Annotated in this window: 17 protein-coding genes; 7 read left to right on the top strand and 10 right to left on the bottom strand. The window is 68.6% G+C overall.

The genetic code is table 11. From position 1 onward, the window contains the following. The first annotated feature begins 33 nt into the window (after positions 1 to 33). Positions 34 to 2,628 carry an alpha-glucan family phosphorylase gene (gene glgP, locus A9310_RS20840; RefSeq protein WP_065632238.1) on the top strand — a complete coding sequence of 865 codons (2,595 nt, stop codon included), beginning with the start codon at positions 34 to 36 and terminating at the stop codon, positions 2,626 to 2,628. 102 nt (positions 2,629 to 2,730) lie between these two features. Beyond that, positions 2,731 to 3,156: a nitroreductase family deazaflavin-dependent oxidoreductase gene (locus A9310_RS20835; RefSeq protein WP_065632208.1), complete on the top strand. Its 426-nt coding sequence runs from the start codon at positions 2,731 to 2,733 to the stop codon at positions 3,154 to 3,156. Between the two features lie 40 nt (positions 3,157 to 3,196). Here the strand turns inward: A9310_RS20835 and A9310_RS20830 are convergent, their stop codons facing one another. The 3 genes from A9310_RS20830 to A9310_RS20820 all read right to left on the bottom strand — a co-directional run bounded on the left by A9310_RS20830 (position 3,197) and on the right by A9310_RS20820 (position 8,698). Next, the gene (locus A9310_RS20830) at positions 3,197 to 5,731 is read right to left on the bottom strand and encodes an FHA domain-containing protein (protein ID WP_065632237.1); all 2,535 of its coding nucleotides are present in this window, start codon (positions 5,729 to 5,731) and stop codon (positions 3,197 to 3,199) included. 117 nt (positions 5,732 to 5,848) lie between these two features. Further along, positions 5,849 to 7,666, bottom strand: coding sequence for a proteasome ATPase (arc, locus tag A9310_RS20825; RefSeq protein WP_058250428.1), 1,818 nt, complete (start codon positions 7,664 to 7,666; stop codon positions 5,849 to 5,851). 201 nt (positions 7,667 to 7,867) lie between these two features. Next, positions 7,868 to 8,698, bottom strand: a complete 831-nt coding sequence (locus A9310_RS20820) for a tRNA (adenine-N1)-methyltransferase (RefSeq protein ID WP_065632207.1) — start codon at positions 8,696 to 8,698, stop codon at positions 7,868 to 7,870. A 203-nt stretch (positions 8,699 to 8,901) separates the two neighbouring features. Here A9310_RS20820 and A9310_RS20815 point away from each other — a divergent pair, with 203 nt between their 5' ends. Together A9310_RS20815 and A9310_RS20810 are read left to right on the top strand one after the other, a co-directional pair. Then, entirely contained in the window at positions 8,902 to 9,786 is an 885-nt protein-coding gene (locus A9310_RS20815) for a RecB family exonuclease (protein ID WP_065632236.1), read from the top strand. Positions 9,787 to 9,853: 67 nt separating this feature from the next. After that, entirely contained in the window at positions 9,854 to 10,699 is an 846-nt protein-coding gene (locus A9310_RS20810; protein WP_065632206.1) for a thioesterase family protein, read from the top strand. Between the two features lie 78 nt (positions 10,700 to 10,777). Here A9310_RS20810 and hisG read toward each other — a convergent pair whose 3' ends face one another. From hisG to A9310_RS20785, 5 genes are all read right to left on the bottom strand, one after another. After that, complete coding sequence (gene hisG, locus A9310_RS20805) at positions 10,778 to 11,623, bottom strand: ATP phosphoribosyltransferase (protein ID WP_065632205.1); 846 nt, start codon at positions 11,621 to 11,623, stop codon at positions 10,778 to 10,780. A gap of 90 nt (positions 11,624 to 11,713) precedes the next feature. Then, positions 11,714 to 11,977, bottom strand: coding sequence for a phosphoribosyl-ATP diphosphatase (locus A9310_RS20800; protein WP_014926729.1), 264 nt, complete (start codon positions 11,975 to 11,977; stop codon positions 11,714 to 11,716). Continuing rightward, the gene (locus A9310_RS20795) at positions 11,974 to 12,645 is read right to left on the bottom strand and encodes an HAD family phosphatase (protein WP_065632235.1); all 672 of its coding nucleotides are present in this window, start codon (positions 12,643 to 12,645) and stop codon (positions 11,974 to 11,976) included. The genes A9310_RS20800 and A9310_RS20795 overlap by 4 nt, the downstream gene beginning before the upstream one ends. Positions 12,646 to 12,725: 80 nt before the next feature. Further along, the gene (locus tag A9310_RS20790) at positions 12,726 to 13,526 is read right to left on the bottom strand and encodes a helix-turn-helix transcriptional regulator (RefSeq protein WP_065632204.1); all 801 of its coding nucleotides are present in this window, start codon (positions 13,524 to 13,526) and stop codon (positions 12,726 to 12,728) included. A 65-nt stretch (positions 13,527 to 13,591) separates the two neighbouring features. Beyond that, entirely contained in the window at positions 13,592 to 14,062 is a 471-nt protein-coding gene (locus tag A9310_RS20785; protein ID WP_065632203.1) for a CinA family protein, read from the bottom strand. 118 nt (positions 14,063 to 14,180) lie between these two features. Here A9310_RS20785 and A9310_RS20780 point away from each other — a divergent pair, with 118 nt between their 5' ends. Continuing rightward, positions 14,181 to 15,035, top strand: coding sequence for an alpha/beta fold hydrolase (locus tag A9310_RS20780; RefSeq protein WP_065632234.1), 855 nt, complete (start codon positions 14,181 to 14,183; stop codon positions 15,033 to 15,035). Here the strand turns inward: A9310_RS20780 and A9310_RS20775 are convergent. After that, positions 14,948 to 16,378: an MFS transporter gene (locus tag A9310_RS20775; RefSeq protein ID WP_065632233.1), complete on the bottom strand. Its 1,431-nt coding sequence runs from the start codon at positions 16,376 to 16,378 to the stop codon at positions 14,948 to 14,950. The genes A9310_RS20780 and A9310_RS20775 overlap by 88 nt on opposite strands. Positions 16,379 to 16,515: 137 nt before the next feature. Here A9310_RS20775 and A9310_RS20770 point away from each other — a divergent pair, with 137 nt between their 5' ends. Both A9310_RS20770 and A9310_RS20765 read left to right on the top strand, forming a co-directional pair. Further along, positions 16,516 to 17,439: a manganese-dependent inorganic pyrophosphatase gene (locus A9310_RS20770; protein ID WP_065632202.1), complete on the top strand. Its 924-nt coding sequence runs from the start codon at positions 16,516 to 16,518 to the stop codon at positions 17,437 to 17,439. Positions 17,440 to 17,656: 217 nt separating this feature from the next. Next, entirely contained in the window at positions 17,657 to 19,279 is a 1,623-nt protein-coding gene (locus tag A9310_RS20765) for an HNH endonuclease signature motif containing protein (protein WP_065632232.1), read from the top strand. Between the two features lie 402 nt (positions 19,280 to 19,681). Here the strand turns inward: A9310_RS20765 and A9310_RS20760 are convergent, their stop codons facing one another. Further along, on the bottom strand, positions 19,682 to 20,449 hold the full coding sequence (locus A9310_RS20760; protein WP_065632201.1) for a crotonase/enoyl-CoA hydratase family protein: 768 nt from the start codon (positions 20,447 to 20,449) through the stop codon (positions 19,682 to 19,684). Between the last annotated feature and the right edge of the window lie 17 nt (positions 20,450 to 20,466).

Below are 20,466 nucleotides of genomic sequence, written 5' to 3'. Positions count from 1 at the left end.
CAACCACCGCACGTGCTGAGTACGGTCGACGCCGTGAAAGCATTCCGCCGGTTCACCGTTCGAGTGCCGCTGCCCGACCGGATCGCCGACCTCGCGCCGTTGTCGCACAACCTGCGCTGGGCCTGGCACACCCCCACCCAGGAGCTGTTCGCCACCATCGACCCGCGCCTGTGGTCGTCGACCGGCGATCCGGTCCGGGTTCTCGCCGACACCGACCCCACCCGTCTGGTCGAGCTGGCCGACGATGAGGACTTCGTGGCACGGGTCGCCGAGGCACACGCCGACCTCGAGCAGTATCTCGATGCACCGCAGTGGTTCCAGAGGTATGCGGCCGAGTCATCGGGACAGGACGGTTCGGCGCATGACCGGGTGGTGCCCCCGGGAATCGCGTACTTCTCGATGGAGTTCGGCGTCTCCGAGGTCCTGCCGATCTACTCCGGCGGCCTCGGCATCCTCGCCGGTGACCATCTCAAGGCGGCCTCCGACCTCGGGCTGCCGCTGATCGGCGTCGGATTGCTGTACCGCTCCGGTTACTTCCGCCAAGGCCTCGATCACGACGGCTGGCAGATCGAGCGGTATCCCGTGAACGATCCCGCCGACCTGCCCCTCACGCTCCTCGCCACGGGCGACGGCGCGGAGCCGGTGATCGTCGAGGTCGCGATGCCCGGCGGGGCGACCCTGTCGGCCCAGGTGTGGGTGGCGTCGGTGGGTCGAATCCCGTTGCTGCTCCTCGACTCCGACATCGATCGCAACGACGATCAGCCCGAAGGCGCCGCCCTGCGCGCGGTGACCGACCGGCTCTACGGCGGGGATCAGGAACACCGGATCGCACAGGAGATCCTGCTCGGCATCGGCGGTGTCCGCGCGCTCCGCGAGTACGTCCGGATCACCGGCCGGCCCGAGCCGACGGTGTTCCACATGAACGAGGGACACGCGGGCTTCCTCGGCGTGGAACGCATCCGCGAGCTGGTGGCCGACGGGCTCGATTTCGACACCGCGGAAGCGGTGGTCCGCGCCTCGAACGTGTTCACCACCCACMCCCCGGTGCCGGCCGGGATCGACCGTTTCCCCGCCGACCTCGTCGCCCGTTACCTCGACGCCGACTCCGACGGCGGGTCCCGCCTGCTGCCCGGGCTGGCCGCGGCGACGGTGGCCGAACTCGGCGACGAGGCGGACCCCGGCGTGTTCAACATGGCGCACATGGGATTTCGGCTCGGGCAACGCAGCAACGGGGTGTCGCAGCTGCACGGTGCGGTGAGTCGGGAGATGTTCGCCGACCTGTGGCCGGGTTTCGACGCCGCCGATGKGCMCATCGGCGCGGTCACGAACGGCGTGCACGGACCGACCTGGGTGGCCCCGGCGTGGCGCGACTTCGCCGACGGGGACGAGGACTCCGCGCCCGGGGTGTACGCGGGCCTGTCCGACGAGACGATCTGGCGGACACACGAGAAGCTGCGCGCGGAACTCGTCGACGAGGTGCGGCGGCGAGCACTCGCCAGCGACCTCGACCGCGGCTTCACCCACGCCGAGCTGGCATGGACCGCCGACCTGTTCGACCCGCATGTCCTGACCATCGGATTCGCACGGCGAGCGGCGACCTACAAGCGGCTGACGCTGATGCTCCGCGATCCCGAACGCATGCGCACCATCCTCACCGATCCCGATCGGCCGGTGCAGCTGGTCATCGCGGGCAAGGCCCACCCGGCCGACGAGGGAGGCAAGTCCCTGATCCAGCAGGTCGTCCGGTTCACCGAGGGTCCGGAACTGCGCGATCGCATCGTGTTCCTCCCCGACTACGACATCTCGATGGCGCGTTTCATCTACGCCGGTTGCGATGTGTGGCTGAACAATCCGGTCCGTCCCATGGAGGCCTGCGGGACCTCGGGGATGAAATCGGCGCTCAACGGCGGGCTCAATCTGTCGATCCTGGACGGCTGGTGGGACGAGATGGCCGACGGCGACAACGGGTGGGCGATCCCGTCCGCGGAGGGAATCTCCGACGAACATCGTCGCGACGATCTGGAGGCGCAGGCGCTGTACACGCTCCTCGAGGAGACGGTGATCCCCCTCTTCTATCGCCGGGCGGACGACGGTGTGCCCCGCCGGTGGGTGGAGATGATGCGCCACACTCTCACTCGGCTCGGCCCGCAGGTACTCGCCTCGCGGATGGTCCGCGACTACACGACCGACCTCTACTGCCCGGCCGCCCGCGCCTACGAGTCCGCATGCGCCGACTCCTACGCGGGCGCACGCGACCTCGCGGTCTATCGGCGCACGTTGGAGACCGGATGGTCGTCGGTACTGGTGGCGGGTGTGGAGGACGAGAGACGTGCCGACGGACTCTGGATCACCGCCCATGTGGCATTGGGAGACCTCGCGCCCGAGTCGGTCGCGGTGCAGGTCGTACTCGGCCGGGTCGGCGACGACGGCGAGATCCTGGCACCGACGTTCACCGACATGACCCCCGGTCCCGACCGCGATGCGTCGGGCCGGATGGTGTTCACCGCACTGGTGCCGCCGTCGACCTCCGGTCATCTCGGCTATACCGTCCGGGTGCTACCCCGCCATCCGCAGTTGTCGTCGGACTCCGAACTCGGGTTCGTCCGCTTTCCGGCGACGACCGATTGACGGATCCGTCTATCCCCGGGGGCGATTCAGGGTCCTCCCGGATGCCGTCGCCGCCCTCGCCACGCCACACTGGTCGAACAGAGCCAGTGACTGGAGGACCGGATGACCGTGTCGTCGACGGTCGCGAGGACGGCGTCGCAGATCGCTTCGATGCTGGGCGAGCGACGCATGCGGCTGGTGGCGGTGCTCAACAAGCACGTGACCAACCGGATCGTGCTGCTGTGGGCCGGGCGCGTTCCGGGTATGGCGGTCATCGAACACGATGGTCGACGCAGTGGCCGCCGCTATCGGACGCCGGTCATGGCGCTGGCGTCGGGTCGCGATTTCTGGGTCGTCCTGAACTATGGCGCCGGGTCGGACTGGGTGGCGAACGTGCTCGCGGCGCAGGGGGCCTCGATCCGACACCGCGGTCGTCGAAGGCAGATCGGGGACGTCCGCGTGCTGCCGGCGTCGCGGAGCGGCGCACCCCTCCCCGACAGCCTCGACGACGACCGGAAGGTGCTGTGCGCCGTCATGCGAGACGTCTGACGGAGCGGACCGCCCGTCAGTGCTGGTCAGCCGCCGCGGGTCACCGCTTCTTCAATCGCAGCCGCGAATAGGTGAAGGCGAGCAGCAGCGCGCTGATCACCGCGAGCACCCCGTAGGCGAGTGCGGTGTGCGCGACCGATGTCTCCCACAGCGTGATGCGCTGCGGCGCGGCCACATTGATGTTGTAGAGGTCCACGCTGCCGGCCGCGGCGACATACCCCCAGAACGACGGGAAGATCCACGACAGCTGTTCGAGTCCGATGCCGTCGAGTTTGAACAGGCCGCCGCAGAACACCAACTGGACCATCACGACGATGACCAGCGGCGGCATGACCTGCTCGTTGGATTTGACCGCCGACGAGATGGCGAGACCGACGAGCGTGCTCACGCAGGCGAGGACGGCCACCGCGACGAGCAACGCCAGCGGCGGCGGGAGGATCGGACCGCCGAAGTCGGGCAGCCCCCGACCGGCGAAGGTGATGCCGACCATGATGATCGTCTGCAGCACCGCGGCGACGAAGAACACCACGATCTTGGCGAAAAGGTATGCGCCGGGCCGCAACCCGACGGCGCGCTCGCGTTCGAAGATGTCGCGCTCCCCGACGAGATCGCGCACGGTCAGCGCGGCCCCCATGAACGCGGCCCCGACGACGAGCACGACGAGGATCTGGATCGCCTCCGCGCCGTCCTTCGGTGGCGGCGCGTTCGGGATCACCTCGAGGCGGGCGAACCCGCTCGAACCCGGGATCACCAAGGTGAGCAGGCCGAGCACGACGGGTAGCAGCACGAGGAAGACGAGATAGCCGACGTCGGCGAAGATGAGCCGCACCTGGCGCCGGGCGATGGTCGACGACTGGCGGGTGAAGCTCGTGTGCGGCACCGGTATCGGCGGACCGGGAGGACGCTGGGGCGGCGGCGGATTCGGCGCTCGGCGGTGCCGGTCCAGGTACCGCATGTGAGCGGTGTCCGGCTGATCGGCGACGTACGCGAAGATCTCTGCCCAGTCGGAGGTGCCCATCTCCCCCTCGACCTGTCCGGGCGGGCCGCAGAAGGACGTCTTGCCGCCGGGCGCCAGCAGCAGCACCTGGTCGCACATGGACAGATAGGTCAGCGAGTGCGTGACCACGAGGACCACACGCCCGGCGTCGGCGAGCCGGCGGAGGGTGGCCATCACCTGCCGGTCGAGTGCGGGGTCGAGACCGGAGGTCGGTTCGTCGAGGATGAGCAGTGACGGACCTGTCAGCAACTCCRTCGCGACCGATGCGCGCTTCTGCTGGCCGCCGGACAGCTTCTCCACGCGGGTGTCGACGTGCTCGGTCAGCTGCAGCTCGCTGAGCACCCCGTCGATGACCCGGTCCCGATCGGCCTTCGAGAGGTCGGGTGGCAGGCGCAGTTCCGCGGCGTAGCGCAAGGCCTGCCGGAGCGTGAGCTTGTGGTGCAGGACGTCCTTCTGCGGCACCATACCGATGCGGGTGCGCAGAGCGTCGTATTCGGCGTGGACGTTGCGGCTCTCGAAGGTGACCAGGCCGCTCGTCGGGGAGTTGAGTCCGGCCGCGATCTTCGACACCGTCGACTTACCCGCGCCCGAAGGGCCGATCACCGCGGTCAGCGTCCCCGGACTGGCGCTGAAGTCCACGTCGGCGAGCAGACGCTTCCCGCCGTCGACGACGAGACTGACACCGTGGACGTGGAGTCCGTCGGCGACCGCCGCGCTCTCCTGCCCGCGCATCAGGGTGCCGCCGGACACCACGAAGTCGCTGTTGCCGATGGTGACGACGTCCCCGTCGGTCAATTGCGCGCTCGACACCCGCCGGCCGTTGACGAACGTTCCGTTGACGCTGCCGAGGTCCTCGATCACGAGGGCGGCCCCGCGGCTGGACACCTGTGCGTGGTGCCGCGACGCCAGGACGTCGCTGACGACGATGTCGTTGTCGGGCGTGCGTCCGATCCGCTGGACTCCGCGGAGCGAGATCGACTCGCGCTCGGGCGGTGTCGGCGCGCCGGGCAGCCGGTAGACCGCCGACACGTTCTGCTGCAGCGCCTGCAGATGCGGCGCGCTCAGGACTTCCTGCGGCATCGGGTCCACTCGGTACTGTCGCCCGCCCGGCGCGTGGGCGGGCATCTGCCCGGAGGCCGGGACGGCCGCGCCCGGGAACCCCGCCGAGCGAGGACCTGACGGCGGGTAGCCCGACTGCATCGGACGCGAGACCGGCGGACCCGGCCGGGACGGCACGCTGCGTCCGGGACCACTCGAGGGCGGTCGGCCGCCGGATGCGGGCACGTCGACCWCGWGGTCGACGACCGGACCCGTGTTCACGTCGCCGAGGCGTACCTGGGTCGTACCGGGCACCATGAACTCGGCCATCCGCAGGCCGTTGACGAAGAAGCCGTTGGTGCTGCCGATGTCGACGAGACACCAGGCCGTACCGCGCCACTCGATGGCGAGATGCCGGCGCGACACCATCGGATGGTTGATCACGATGTCGTTGTCGGGCTCACGCCCCAGGGTGATGCGCGGAGCGCCGCCCAGTGGATGCGGCGCCCCACCGTCGACGATCACTCGTCCACGCGCCATCGATGTGCTGTTCATCGCCGACAACTCTAGTGCTTGACGGCGCTGTTCACGCGGTTCTGTCGAGCAGACAGCCGACCCCGTGGGAGTCGGCTGTCTGCTCGGTCGAGACCACTGTCGCTACAGGTACTGACCCGTGTTCGTCTCGGTGTCGATGGCCCGGCTCGCGCCCGCACTCTTGCCCGTGACCAGCGTGCGGATGTAGACGATCCGCTCGCCTTTCTTGCCCGAGATCCGGGCCCAGTCGTCGGGGTTGGTCGTGTTGGGCAGGTCCTCGTTCTCCGCGAACTCGTCGAGGATGGAGTCGAAGAGATGCTGGACGCGCAGACCCGGCGCACCCGTGTCGAGTTGCGATTTGATCGCGTACTTCTTGGCCCGGTCGACGACGTTCTGGATCATCGCGCCGGAGTTGAAGTCCTTGAAGTACATGATCTCTTTGTCGCCGTTGGCGTAGGTGACCTCGAGGAACCGGTTGTCCTCGCTCTCGGCGTACATCCGCTCGACGACCTTCTCGATCATCGCGTTGACACAGGCCGTGCGATCGCCCCCGAACTCGCCGATGTCGTCGGCGTGGATGGGCAGCTCCTCGGTGAGGTACTTGGAGAAGATGTCGATCGCGGACTCGGCGTCGGGACGCTCGATCTTGATCTTCACGTCGAGGCGCCCCGGGCGCAGGATCGCGGGGTCGATCATGTCCTCGCGATTCGACGCACCGATCACGATGACGTTCTCGAGGCCCTCGACGCCGTCGATCTCACTGAGCAGCTGTGGGACGACGGTGGTCTCCACGTCCGAGGAGACGCCCGATCCGCGTGTGCGGAAGATCGAGTCCATCTCGTCGAAGAAGACGATGACCGGCGTGCCCTCCGAAGCTTTCTCGCGCGCCCGCTGGAAGATCAGCCGGATGTGCCGTTCGGTCTCACCGACGAACTTGTTGAGCAGCTCGGGGCCCTTGATGTTCAGGAAGTACGACTTCGCCTCCTTGGCGTCGTCGCCGCGCACCTGCGCGATCTTCTTCGCCAGGGAGTTGGCCACGGCCTTGGCGATGAGCGTCTTGCCACAGCCGGGCGGACCGTAGAGCAGCACGCCCTTCGGGGGACGCAGCTGGTAGTCGCGGAACAGGTCCTTGTGCAGGAACGGGAGTTCGACGGCGTCGCGGATCTGCTCGATCTGGCGGCCCAGGCCACCGATGTCCTCGTAACCGACGTCCGGGACCTCCTCCAGGACGAGATCCTCGACCTCGGCCTTGGGCACCCGCTCGAACGCGAACCCGGCCTTGGTGTCGATGAGCAGCGAGTCGCCGGGACGCAGCTTGCGACGCAGACCGTCCTCACCGTCGACCTCGCCCAGCAGCGGTTCGGCCAGCCAGACCACCCGCTCCTCGTCGGCGTGACCGACGACCAGGGCGCGTTTGCCGTCACCGAGCACCTCGCGCAGCGTGCTGATCTCGCCGACGGTGTCGAACTCGCAGGCCTCGACGATGGTCAGGGCCTCGTTCAGACGCAGGGTCTGACCCTTGGTCAGCAGGTCGGTGTCGATGTTGGGCGAACAGGTGAGGCGCATCTTGCGGCCCGAGGTGAACACATCGACGGTGGCGTCGGGGTGCACGTCCAGCAGGACGCCGTACCCGCTCGGCGGCTGACCCAGACGGTCGACCTCCTCGCGGAGAGCGACGAGTTGCTGTCGGGCTTCCTTGAGGGTGTCGAGCAGCTTCGCGTTGCGTGCGGTGAGGCTGTCCACCCGCTCTTGGAGATCCCCGGCCGGCCGGCCGGCTGCGCCGCGCGCAGACGAGTCCGGGCCGCTCCGCGACAGCGGCGACTCGGTGCCGCTCCGCGGCGGGGGCGGAGTGTAGGCGGGGACGAAGCCCTCGTCGGATGCACTGGCGCCCTCGGGAACCGCGCGGTCCCCCAGTGCGTCGTGGCGGTCAGATTCGGTCATTGCTGACTCCTCTCGCCGGCAATTACCCGATCCCTCGATCGGAATGCTCGCGCCGTATCCCTACGCTACCGGCCGAGACGGCGAATCGCCGTCCACCGCGCAATCGCCGGTGTTGACGGTGTGTTAAATGTGCGTCTTCGCAACGTATTCGCGATGTTTCACCGCACAGCTCGGCGACGAGCCGTTGCTCCGCGACCGGGCTCAGCCCTTGCTCGGACGGCGCTGCGGACGCAGTGTGGTGGTGCCGTCGGCAAGGCGCCGGGCCGTGATCAGAAAAGCCGTGTGGCCTTGCATTTTGTGCTCGGGACGCACCGCGAGGCCCACCGCGCTCCACTCGCGGAGGAGCGTCTCCCAGGCCCGGGGCTCGGTCCAGCACTCCTGCTCGCGCAGGGCCTCCATCACCCGGGACAACTGGGTGACGGTCGCCACGTAGACCGTCAAGACCCCGCCTGGTTTCAACACGGTCCGCACGACGTCGAGCGGTTCCCAGGGCGCGAGCATGTCCAGGATGACGCGATCGAACCGTTCGTCCCGATCCACGTTCGCCAGATCGTCGACGGTGAGGTGCCAGTTGTCCGGCCGTCCCCCGAAGAAGGTCTCGACGTTGCGGATCGCGTGCTCGGCGTGGTCATCCCGGATCTCGAAGGAGACGACTTCACCGTCGGCACCGACCGCGCGCAGCAGCGAACACGTCAGCGCGCCGGAGCCGGCACCGGCTTCGAGGACGCGGGCGCCCGGGAAGATGTCGCCCTCGAGGACGATCTGGGCGGCGTCCTTGGGGTAGATGACCTGGGCCCCGCGCGGCATCGAGAGCACGTAGTCGACGAGCAGCGGGCGCAGCGCCAGATATTGGGTACCGCTGGTCGCGGAGACGATGCTGCCCTCGGGCGAACCGATGAGGTCGTCATGGGAGATGGCACCGCGGTGGGTGTGGAACTGCTTTCCCTCGTCGAGCAGCACCGTGAACTTGCGCCCCTTGGCATCGGTCAGCTGAACCCGGTCGCCGACGACGAACGGTCCGGTGGTGGGCACTGGTGCTTCCTCTCGTGAACGATCCGAACCCGCGCGACTCGGCGCAGGGGTTCGTGGGCCGTGTGGACGTTACCCGACGAGGTGGGCCGGTCCTGCCTCGTGTCGCTGCGGGAAGGGCGCCGCCCGGGTGGCCGGCGAGCGGACCCGAGTGTCGGGACCTCGGACTGTCGGGCCCGGCGCCTACCCTGCGAAGGGTGAGCACGATGACCGGAGTCGGAGACGCCTCCCCCAGCACGACCCCGACAGGGACCCCGGACGGCCCCGGCTCGGATGCGCGAGGGATCGTCGGGCGCCCGCTGGCGCTGTCGCCGTCCCGCGCCGCGGACTTCAAGCAGTGCCCGCTGCTCTACCGCTACCGTGCGATCGACCGCTTCCCGGAGACCCCCACCACCGCGCAGACCAGGGGCACCGTCGTCCATGCCGCGCTGGAGAATCTGTTCGACCTCCCGGCCGAGCTCCGCACGCAGGAGTCGGCCGAGTTGCTGGTCGAAGGCGCCTGGGCCGCGATGTGCGAGGGCGACCCTGAGCTCGCAAAGGTCATCGGCGAAGGTGGCCAGGCCGCGTTCCTCGCCGATGCGCACAAGCTCATCGCCACCTACTACACGATGGAGAACCCGACCGCCTTCGACGCCGACGCGGTGGAGGAACACGTCGAGATCGACGCCGACGACATGCTCATACGGGGGTTCATCGACCGCATCGATGTCGCGCCGACCGGCGAGATACGCGTCGTCGACTACAAGACCGGGCGGTCGCCGGGTGAGGCGTACGAAGCCAAGGCGTTGTTCCAGATGAAGTTCTACGCGCTCGCGATCCTGCGCACCCGCGGAGTCGTTCCCGCCCGGTTGCAGCTGATGTACCTCTCCGACGGGCAACAGCTGATCTATCGCCCGGACCGTGACGAGCTGCTCCGCTTCGAGCGCACCCTGCGCGCGATCTGGCAGGCGATCCGCACGGCCGTGGCCTCGGGCGACTTCCGGCCGAAGAAGTCGTGGTCGTGCAAGTTCTGTGAGCACCGCGCCCGGTGTCCGGAGTTCGGGGGCGTCATCCCGCCGTACCCCGGTCCCCCGGCGGGTTTCGCGGCCTGAGCAGCCCCTACGTCCGCGGGACGCCCCCGCCCCGACCCATTATGTCGGCAGTCATAGAGTGACTCGGGTGGAGAACTCGTACTACGAACCCATCGATGCCCCGTCGAATGCTGCCCGTGACGAGGGCGACTTCGAGTACTTCCGCCCGACTGAGGCGACGCTGAGCGTGTGGTCGCCGACGATGCAGCACGGTGGTCCCCCGTCGGCCCTGCTGATGCGGTCGTTGCTGCGGTGCGAGCCCGACCCGGCGCAGCACTTCACGCGTGTGACCACCGAGATCCTCGGCCCGGTCGGACTGGGCGTCAACCGGGTCGCCGCCCGGGTCGTGCGGCCGGGCCGCCAGATCAGCCTCGTCGAGACCGAACTGCAGGCGCAGCAGGCCGACGGAACGTTCCGCGCCGCCGCCCGCTCGGTGGGGTGGCGGCTCCGCGTCGCCCTCACCGCCGAGATCGCGAACGGTCCCGATCCCCTGACGCCCGGACCGGACGAGTCGAAGGCGGTGATCGGCTTCTCCGACGATAACGGCGAGGCCGTCGACTGGGGCACCCTCGGGTTCATCGGCACCATCGAGTCGGTCCGGGCCGAGGGACGCAACGGCTCGACTCCCGCGGTGTGGCTGCGGCCGGCGATCCCGCTCGTCGCCGACGAGAAGACCGAGGACCTGGAGTCGATGTTCACCGTCATCGACGTCGCCAACGGGTTGGGCACCCGACTCCGCCCGAATCGGTGGACGTGGATGAACACCGACACCACCGTGCACCTGACGCGCGTCCCGAGCGGACCGTGGGTCGGCATCGACGCCCACATGATCGCCGGTCCGGACGGGTTCGGCAGCACCTTCGCCGACCTCTACGACGCCTCCGGCCACATCGGCCGGTCGGCCCAGACGGTGATGCTCAGCGCGGTGCAGTAGCCACAAACCCACCACTAATCGGCAAACCCACCAGCTCGCAGCTGGTGGGTTTGCCGAAACTGGGTGGATCTGCCTCCGCTAGAACCGGCAGGACCGGATGTCCGTCGCCAGGATGGCCTTGGCGCCGAGCTCGGACAGCTCGTCCATGAGGTTCTGGTGGTCCTTGCGGGGCACCATTGCGCGGACCGCGACCCAGTCCGGGTCGGCCATGGGCGCCACGGTCGGCGACTCGAGGCCCGGCGTGAGCGCCGACGCCTGATCGAGAAGCGAACGGGGGCAGTCGTAGTCGATCATCACGTACTGCTGTCCGAACACCACTCCCTGCACTCGGGCGACGAACTGCCGTTCGGCCTTGGTGAGGTCGGCGTCGCGTCGGGAGATGAGGACCGCCTCGGAATCGCACAGCGATTCACCGAACGCCACCAGGCCGTGCTGACGCAGCGTGCGACCGGATCCGACGACGTCGGCGATCGCGTCGGCGACACCGAGCTGGATCGAGATCTCGACCGCACCGTCGAGCCGGATGATGTCGGCGGTGATGCCATGACCGGCCAGGTCCTCGCGCACGAGGTTCGGGTACGACGTGGCGATGCGCTTGCCCGCGAGATCGGCCACTGCCCACTGCTGGTCGGCCGGAGCCGCGTAACGGAAGGTCGACGAGCCGAAGCCCATGGCCAGCTGTTCGCCGACCTCGGCACCGGAGTCGCGGGCGAGGTCACGTCCGGTGATGCCCAGGTCGAGCCGGCCGGAGGCGACGTAGATCGCGATGTCCTTGGGACGCAGGAAGAAGAACTCGACGTCGTTGTTGTTGTCGAGGACCGTGAGGTCCTTGGCGTCGGTCCGACGGCGATAGCCGGCCTCGGAGAGGATGGCCGACGCGGATTCGGAGAGCGCACCCTTGTTGGGTACGGCCACTCTCAGCATCTCGTTGTCCTTTTCGTGGAGTGCGCCTGCGGCGCGCGGGGATGGAGCAGAACTGTGTCGTGTGGACTGTGTCCGGACCGGGTCAGCCGGTCACAGATGTCGGTACACGTCCTGCAGCGTCAGTCCCCGCTTGATCATCATCACCTGCAGCCAGTAGACGAGCTGCGAGATCTCCTCGCCGAGCGACTCGTCGGATTCGTGTTCGGCGGCGAGCCAGACCTCACCCGCCTCTTCGATGATCTTCTTGCCCAGGGTGTGGACACCGGAGTCGAGGGCGGCGACGGTACCCGAACCCTCGGGACGGCTCTGCGCCTTGTCGCTGAGTTCGGCGAACAGCTCCTCGAAAGTCTTCACGATTCCTCATTTTTGCATGTCGAGATGCGCGCGAGACCGCCGGTCCATGCACCGGCGACATCGTCGAGGTCCAGCCCGACCAGACTGGTCCGGAAGACGCGCAGCCGACCCGGCTCGACCGGTGCCGCGGACTCGACGACGAGCGTCGGACATCCGGCCGCCGATGCCGCCTGGGCACCGGTCGGCGAGTCCTCGACGGCCAGACAGTCGGCCGACGGGACACCGAGCAGTTCCGCCGCGCGCAGGTAGGGGTCGGGCGCGGGTTTGCCCACCGCCACCTCGTCGCCGCAGACCGTCGTGGTGAAGCGTCCACGCCCGATGGTCTCCAGGGCCACCTCGGTCAACTCCCGCACCGTGTTCGTCACCAGCACCATCGGGATCCCTGCCCCGGCCACCAGGTCGAGTGCTTCGGGTGCGCCGGGACGCCACGGCAGGTCGTCGGCGAACAGTTCGGCGACCCGATCGAGGGTCCAGCGTCCGTCGGCATCGGGATCGCGCTCCGCGGCGGACAGACCGGCCGCGTCGTGCACCTTCGCCAATGCGTCCGGCAGCGAGTTCCCGAGAGTGGATTCGCGGAGTTCCGGTGACATGACGATGCCGTGCCGTGCGGCCAGTTCCGCCATCGCGACGTCCCAGATCGGTTCGGAGTCGAGCAGCGTGCCGTCCATGTCCCACAGCACGGCAGCGGGGAGTCGCGCACCCGAGGGTGAGGTGGGGCCGGCGGTGGAGACGGTGGGGGCGGTGTCGGTCACCCCTGCATCATCGCAATCCACCGCTCGGTGGGCTCGTCGGCGGGGTAGAACAGCTCGATGGTCAGCTCCTCGAGGGTGACATCGCGTGGGGAGCCGAACGTCGTGAGGGTGCTGAAGAACGACAGCACCTGGTCGCCGAGGGCGAGCCGGAACGGCACCAGCAACTGCGGTTGTCCCCCGACTCCGGCACGGTCGCGGGCGAGACGTCCGTCGAGTGCGGCGACGGTCGGATATCCCGAGACCTCCCGTTCGAGGTCGGCGAGGCGCGGATCGCCGGTGATCCGCGCCATCCGCCGGAGCAACTCGAGCAGGTAGGTCGCCCACTCGTCGAAGTTGTGCGTGGCCCGCGCGAATCCGTCCGGATGCAGCGACACCCGGAACAGGTTGACCGGTCCGGTCTGCAGTTCGGGCGGCAGCAACTCGAGGAGGGTGAGCGCGGTGTCGTTGGCCAGCACGACGTTCCAGGTCCGGTCGAGCGCCATGCCCATGTTCGGGTTGTGGGCGTCGAGCAATCGCTGGACCGACGACCGGACGTGGGCCATCGTGTCCGAGTCGAGCGGTTCCTCGCTGTAGCGGGGTGCGTGCCCGGCGGCGAGGAGCAGCGAATTTCGTTCTCGCAATGGGACGTCGAGCCGCTCGGAGAGCGCCTCGAGCAGCGCCGGACTCGGGCGTGACCGACCGGTCTCGACGAAGCTGAGGTGACGCGGCGAGACACCGACCTCGTAGGCGAGATCCAGCTGGCTCAACGAGCGGCGAGAGCGCCACTGCCGCAGCATGCTTCCCACCTCGACGGTCATGGGGGTCATGGTAGGTCCCGGGCGGGAGCGCGGCGACTACCTCACGGGTAACGGTCGTCCGGCGATCAGGACCGTAGGCAGGACTCGATCAACTCCAACGAGTGTCCGATGGTCTGGGTGAGGACCTCTTCGGGTTCGCCGTCGAACACTTCCCGGGAGGCGCTGACGCGGCCGCGGTGGTCCAGTCCGAACCACACCGTTCCCGGTGCCGCCTCGTCGGGCTCGGGACCGGCCTCACCGGTCACCGCGACGACGAGGTCGGCGTCGAACAACCTCGCGGTCGACGCCACCATCGCGCGCGCCGCGGTCTCGCTCACGACCGGCCCCTCGGGCACATCGAGCAGGTCATACTTGACGTCCTTGTGGTAGGCCACGACCCCGCCGCGGAACCACGTACCCGCGTTCGGCGCCTTGCTCAGTTCGGTTGCCAGGTTCCCGCCGGTCAGCGATTCGGCGACCGCGATCCGGACGCCCGCTTCCATCGCGGCGTCCGCCACGCGTTTGCAGGTTTCCGAGAACTCACTCACATCCGACATGTGTCGCTCCCTTCGTGTACGCGTCGGCCATCGCTGGTTGGTATCCACAGGGCCGCGCACTGAAACGACTACCTGGTAGGTAGTGGTGCCGGCCTCGCGGGTGCGAGACGTTGGGGACATGACCCGCATCGAGAACGACCCTGTTCGCACACGGCACACGACGGTGCTGATCTCGCCGGCGATGGGAGTGCCGGCGCGTGTCTACCGGCGCTTGACGGAGGCCCTGACCAGAGCCGGTTTCGACGTCGTGATCGTCCCTCGGCGAGGGATCGAGGAGGGAAGCGAGCCACCGTCTCGACGTTCCGACTGGTCCTATGCCGACGAGGCGGACGACCTGGCCGACGCCGTGACCGCCGCGCGGAACGAAACCCCGGAGGTGAGGGTTCTGGTGCTCGGTCACAGCCTGGGTGCACAGCTGGCGGCGGTGGTGGCGTCACGGACCGACCAAGCTCCCGACGGGGTCGTGGCGATCGGTGCATCGGTCCCCCACTTCCGCCACTACGGCGCACGCGGGATCCCGCTCGCCGCACTGGCCGCGTCGGTGACGCCGGTCGCGGCGGTGCTCGGCCGGTGGCCACGACGCGGCTTCGGCGGTCCGACGCCGCGCACGCTGATGCGGGAGTGGGCGCGCATGGTGCTGACCGGGTGGGCGCCGTTCGCACTCGACTCCCGAATCGCGTTGCCGGCGTTGTCGATACGGCTGCACGACGACGAGGTCGTGTCCGGCCGCGCCGCGGACGCCTACGACGCGGCGTTCGACAAGGCCGCGCTGTCGACACTGTGTTACCGGGCCTCCGACGGTCCGGCCGGGGGCGTCGCGACGCACCTCGGATGGACGCGGACGCCTGACGGGATCGTCGAGCTGATCGCGCGATGGTGGAAATCTCACGCCGTCCAGGAGCCCGATCGGGACTCGACGCGGTCGCGTGTGCGCACGGCGGTTCGTTCCGCCCAGGCGCCGGTGGCGAGATAGGCCAGCACGGCGATCGCCACGCCGCACGATGTCACCACCATCCAGAACGGTCGCGCGGTGGCGCTCAGGTCGTCGGCCACCGTTCCCACCCGTCCGGAGAACGCGATGGCACCGGACACCGCCACGCCCAGCGCCGTCCCGACCTGGCGCCCGGTGGAGGCCATCGCCGAGGCGAGTCCCGCCTGGGTCCGCGGCATGCCCGACACCGCTGCATTCGTGATGGGCGCGTTGACCAGTCCGAAGCCGACGCCGAACACGAGGTAGGCCGTGCCGAGGTAGGTGAACGGGGTGTCGGGTCCGACGTCGAGGAGCAGCACTCCACCCGCCGCTATGCCGACCCCGCCCGTGATCAGCGGCATCCGCGTCCCCCGCGCAGCCACGAGGCGCCCGGAAACCGGCGCACTGCACGCGGAGGCAACCGCCATCGGGATCAGCATCAGACCTGCCCCCAACGGACTCAGCCCGCGGACTTCTTGCAGGTACAGGGTATTGAGGAAGAGGAACCCGCCGGTCGCCGCGAACGCGATGACCGCGCAGACGACCGCGACGGTGAAGGGCACACTGCCGAAGAACCGCGGATCCAGAAGCGGCTCGTCGCGGCGGAGCTCGTACCAGGCGAGGACCGCAGACGAGCACGCAGCGACCGCGAAGCAGCCGACGATGACTCCGGACGTCCAGCCCAGCACGTGCCCTTCGATGATCCCGAACGTCACGGTTCCCAACAGCACGAGGATCAGCAGCTGACCCACCACATCGGCCCGTCGAGGCTGGGGCGCCCTCGACTCGGGGACGTACCGCCGGCTGAGAACGAGGGCGACAACGCACACCGGGACGTTGAGCACGAAGATCGCCTGCCAGCCCAGGCCGGAGACCAGCGCACCGCCGACGACCGGTCCGAAGGCCAGACTCGCCCCGAAGGCACTTCCCCACAACCCGATCGCCCGCGCACGCGCCTTCGGCTCGGTGAACACGTTGGTCACGATCGACAGAGCCACCGGGTTCAGCATCGAGCCACCGACCGCCTGGACGGCCCGGGCCGCGATGAGCACCTCCGGTGTCGGCGACACCGCGCAGAGCACCGACCCGGTTCCGAAAATCGCGAGGCCGACCCCGAAGATGCGTCTGCGACCGAGCCGGTCGCCGGTGGTGCCGCCGAGGATGAGCAGACTCGCGACGACCAGCGTGTACGAGTCGACCACCCACTGGAGCTGAGACGGCGTGGCGTCGAGATCGGCGCCGATCGACGGCAGCGCCACGTTGACCGCGGAGATGTCGAGGCCGACGAGGAACATGCTCAGACAGCAGACGACCAGGATGACGCGTCGACGCCCGGTCGTGGACATGGAGCCAATGTAGAACCCCGACCCCGGGGCGGGCGCCGACCGGCTGAGGATCATGCTCACCGGGAACGAGACCGCGAGGCGCCGGGATCGTCGTAGTCTGGGCCCACGCGCACCGCCGAGGAGAAAGCCGAGGTCCCATGTCGAAGATCCTGGTGTTCGGACACCGCAACCCCGACACCGATGCCATCGGGGCGGCGATCGGCCTCGCCCACCTCGAAGCCGCGCTCGGCAGCGATGTCGAGGCCGTCGCCCTGGGCCGACCGAGTCTCGAAACCGCCTTCGCACTGGAGCATTTCGGACTCGACGCGCCGCGCGTCATCGAGACGGCCGCGCCGGCGGAGGTGATGCTCGTCGACCACAACGAGCGCCAGCAGAGCGTTGCCGACATCACCGACGTGACCGTTCTGAAGGTCATCGACCACCATCGGATCGCCAATTTCGAGACGGCGGCGCCGCTGTACATGCGCGTCGAGCCGGTCGGATGCACCTGCACGATTCTCACCCGGATGTACGCGGAGAACGGGGTCGAGATCCCGCGTCCGCAGGCGGGCATCATGCTGTCGGCGATCATCTCCGACACCCTCTTGTTCAACTCCCCCACCTGCACCGACGCCGATCGCGCCGCTGCCGCCGAGCTTGCCGACATCGCGGGCGTCGACGTCGACGAGTACGGCGACGCGCTTCTACGGGCCGGGACCGCGCTCGGCGACGAGCCGGTGTCGGCGATCATCGGACGGGACTCCAAGAGCTTCGAAATGGGGCCGAAGACGGTGCGGGTCTCGCAGATCACCACGGTCGACTCCGCCGAGGTGCTTGCACGCCGCGAGGAGTTCCTCACGGCGATGGCCGCGGAGAAGGAGGCAGCCGGCTACGACCTCTACCTCCTGCTCATCACCGATGTGATCAAGGCCGACTCGGATCTGCTGGTGGTCGGGGAACCCGCCTCGGCGGTCGAACAGGCGCTCGGGGTCACCGTGGCGGACGGCCATGCCTTCGGCAAAGGCGTCGTCTCGCGCAAGAAGCAGATCGTCCCGCAGTTGACCGAAGTGCTGGACGTCTGAGCGGTCTCTGGCCTCCCCGAGCACATCCGCAGTCGAGAGAGGACTCGTAACAACATAATTCGAGGACAACGCAAACCGGCACCCCCATTTACCACAACGCACCGACAAGTTGTCGTCGACGAATGCCGTTGCACAACAGAAACTTTCGAGTTGCGAGATGCCGGCTGTGGTGTACACTCGAACGTACATTCGCAGCTACGGTTCTTGGGTGGTGGCCATGTCTGACGGATCAGCGACGCCGCAGCCGCGTGCCGTCGAGTTGATTGCCGACCTCCACCGCATCGTGGACGAGTTGCAGACGGTCGACCTGGGGCCGTGCACCGATGCCGAGTTGGCCGAAGTGGCAGCCGATACCGAGAAAGCGATCGCACGGTTGACTGTTGCCGGTGACCGGCAGATCGATCAGGTCGAGGCCCGCGACCTGCCCCGCAAAGCCGGGTGCCGAACACTCATGCAGTACATGACCCACCGGCTACGCGTCTCCAACCCGATGCGACGCCGTAAGCAGATGGACGCCACCGCCACCCGCACCAGCCTCGGCGGCGACAAACTGGAACCCGAACACCCCACCCTGGCCGAGGCTTTCGCCGCAGGAGCGGTCGGTTCCGCACACGTGCAGGCCGCCCTCGATGTCCTCGACCAGATCCCCCACGGAATCGACCACGACGTGAAAGTCGCGGCCGAACGGCAGATGGCCGAGATCGCCACCGACCACACACCCGCCGACATCACTCAACTCGGTGCCCGGCTGCTGGCTCATCTCGACCCCGACGGCACATTGGCTGATGACACCGACCAGAAACGACGCCGCAACCTGTGGATCGGCCGCCAACGCGCTGATGGCACCGCGAAGATCTCCGGCACGCTGACCCCCGAACTCGCCGCCCGGCTGACGATGATGTTCGCGGTATGGGGCAAACCCGGGCTCAACAATCCCGACGACCCCGAGGCACCCAGCGGGCCGGCCGGGGCCGCTGACCCCGACGCCCTGACCACCGCGGCCGACCGCGACAGCCGCACTCCCGCGCAGATCAACCACGACGCCCTCGACGCCGCACTCGCCGCCGGTTTCGCCGACGGGACCCTCGGAAAGTCGCACCGCGGATTACCCGTGCAACTGATCGTCAAAGCCGACCTCAACGACCTCATCCGTGAAGCCGGACTCGCGACCACCGCCACCGGAACCCTGCTGCCCATCCCGGACCTCATCGCCATGGCCGGTGAGGTCCAACCGTGGTTGGCGATCTTCAAAGACGCCTCCGCTGTCCCGCTGCACTTCGGGCGCGGGAAACGACTCGCCACCCGCGAACAACGCCTCGTCTCCTTCGCCCGCCCCGACGGGGAAGTGTGCTCAGCACCAGGCTGCGAGCAGCCCGCCACCCACATCGAGCTTCATCACGCCCAGAAGGATTGGGCCAAAGGCGGTCTCACCGACATCGACGACCTCGCACCGGCCTGCCCACGCCACAACCGGATGGTCGGTGACCAACCCGGCCAATACACCACCCGCATCGCCCGGTCCGGACCAGACGAAGGCCGCTGCATCTGGCGACTCAACGCCGAACCCGGCGCACCACCCAACCCCGAACACATCAACCGCCGACCCGACATACCCCGGCGATTCACACAACACCTGAACACCGTGCGCGAGCAGATCCACGGGCCACCAACGCGGTCCGGCGATCACGCGCGCCCGAACAACCGGCACCACGACGACGCGCGTCGCTCATGGTCGAGAACCAGCCACGTCATCGACGTGAGACCACCCCGACCCGGCCAACGACAGCTCCGACCCTCCCTCGTCGAAGCATTCCTAGCCGAGTACCTCGCACGCAACTGACTGCGCTGCAACGCAACCCGTCGTAGCTCGCCGACCTCGACGCGCTCCTTCGTCGCTTGCTCGGCCCGGCGGCTATCGCTCCTCATACCTCAGTGTCTGCGGCCTGCCGGCCGTCGTGGACTCCGAAAGAACCCGTTGTGCTCGGCGCGAGCCCAATCACTGCTCCCTGAGGAGGCCGGAGCTTGCGGAGGCCGTCACGAAGGGTCCAGGTGAGTTGGGTTGCGAAGACCCTTCGTGACGCACCCTCCGCAAGCTCCGGGCGCTCCTCAGGGAGCGGGGTTGGTCGCCCTCCGCAAGCTCCGGGCGCTCCTCAGGGAGCAGGGGCAGGGCGTTCTTTCGGATCCGGGAGCAGGGCTGGTGAGTAGCTTGGCGCGTCGAGACGTTCCGCATTCGTCGGTTCGCCTAACTGCCCACGCCCTCCCCGTGCCGGCCCGCGCCGCCGGCGAATCTGCTTGCGCCGGCCAGGGTGTCCGTGGTGAGCGAGACCATGCCGTGTCGGAGTTCGTTGACGATGGCCGCGTCCGTGTCCAGGCCGTCCTGTTCGAGGACCGACATCCGGTCCTCGCGCATGCACGTCTGCGGGAACGCGGCGATCTCGGCGGCCAGCGCGATCGCGGCCGGTAGCGCAGTCCCCGACGGCACGACGCGATTGGCGAGCCCGATCGACAGGGCCTCATCGGCGGGTACCGCCCGGCCGGTCAGCACGAGATCCATGGCCCGGCTCTCGCCGATCAGGCGCGGAAGTCGAACGGTGCCGCCGTCGATCAGCGGGACGCCCCAGCGCCGGCAGAACACCCCGAAGACGGCGTCGTCGTCGACCACACGCAGGTCCGCCCACAGCGCCAGCTCCAGTCCGCCGGCCACGGCGTGCCCGGAGATCGCCGCGATGACCGGCTTGGACAACGTCATCCGCGTCGGGCCCATCGGACCGTCACCGTCGGGTGCCACCCGATTCGGGTCACCGTCCGAGATGGCCTTGAGATCGGCTCCGGCGCAAAAGGTCCCGCCTTCGCCGTAGAGCACCGCGACCGACACCGAGTCGTCGGCGTCGAACCGCCGGAAGGCATCCGCCAGCGCATCGGCCGTCGCCCGGTCGACGGCGTTGCGCCGATCCGGCCGGTCGATCCCGATGATCCGCACCGGCCCCTCGGACCGCTCCAGAACCGTCATCGCCTGTCCCCCGTCCC

Origin of the sequence: Gordonia sp. UCD-TK1, from assembly GCF_001691435.1 — a bacterium.
Taxonomy (GTDB): Bacteria; Actinomycetota; Actinomycetes; order Mycobacteriales; family Mycobacteriaceae; genus Gordonia; species Gordonia hongkongensis.
This window is presented reverse-complemented; position numbering and strand designations above follow the sequence as displayed.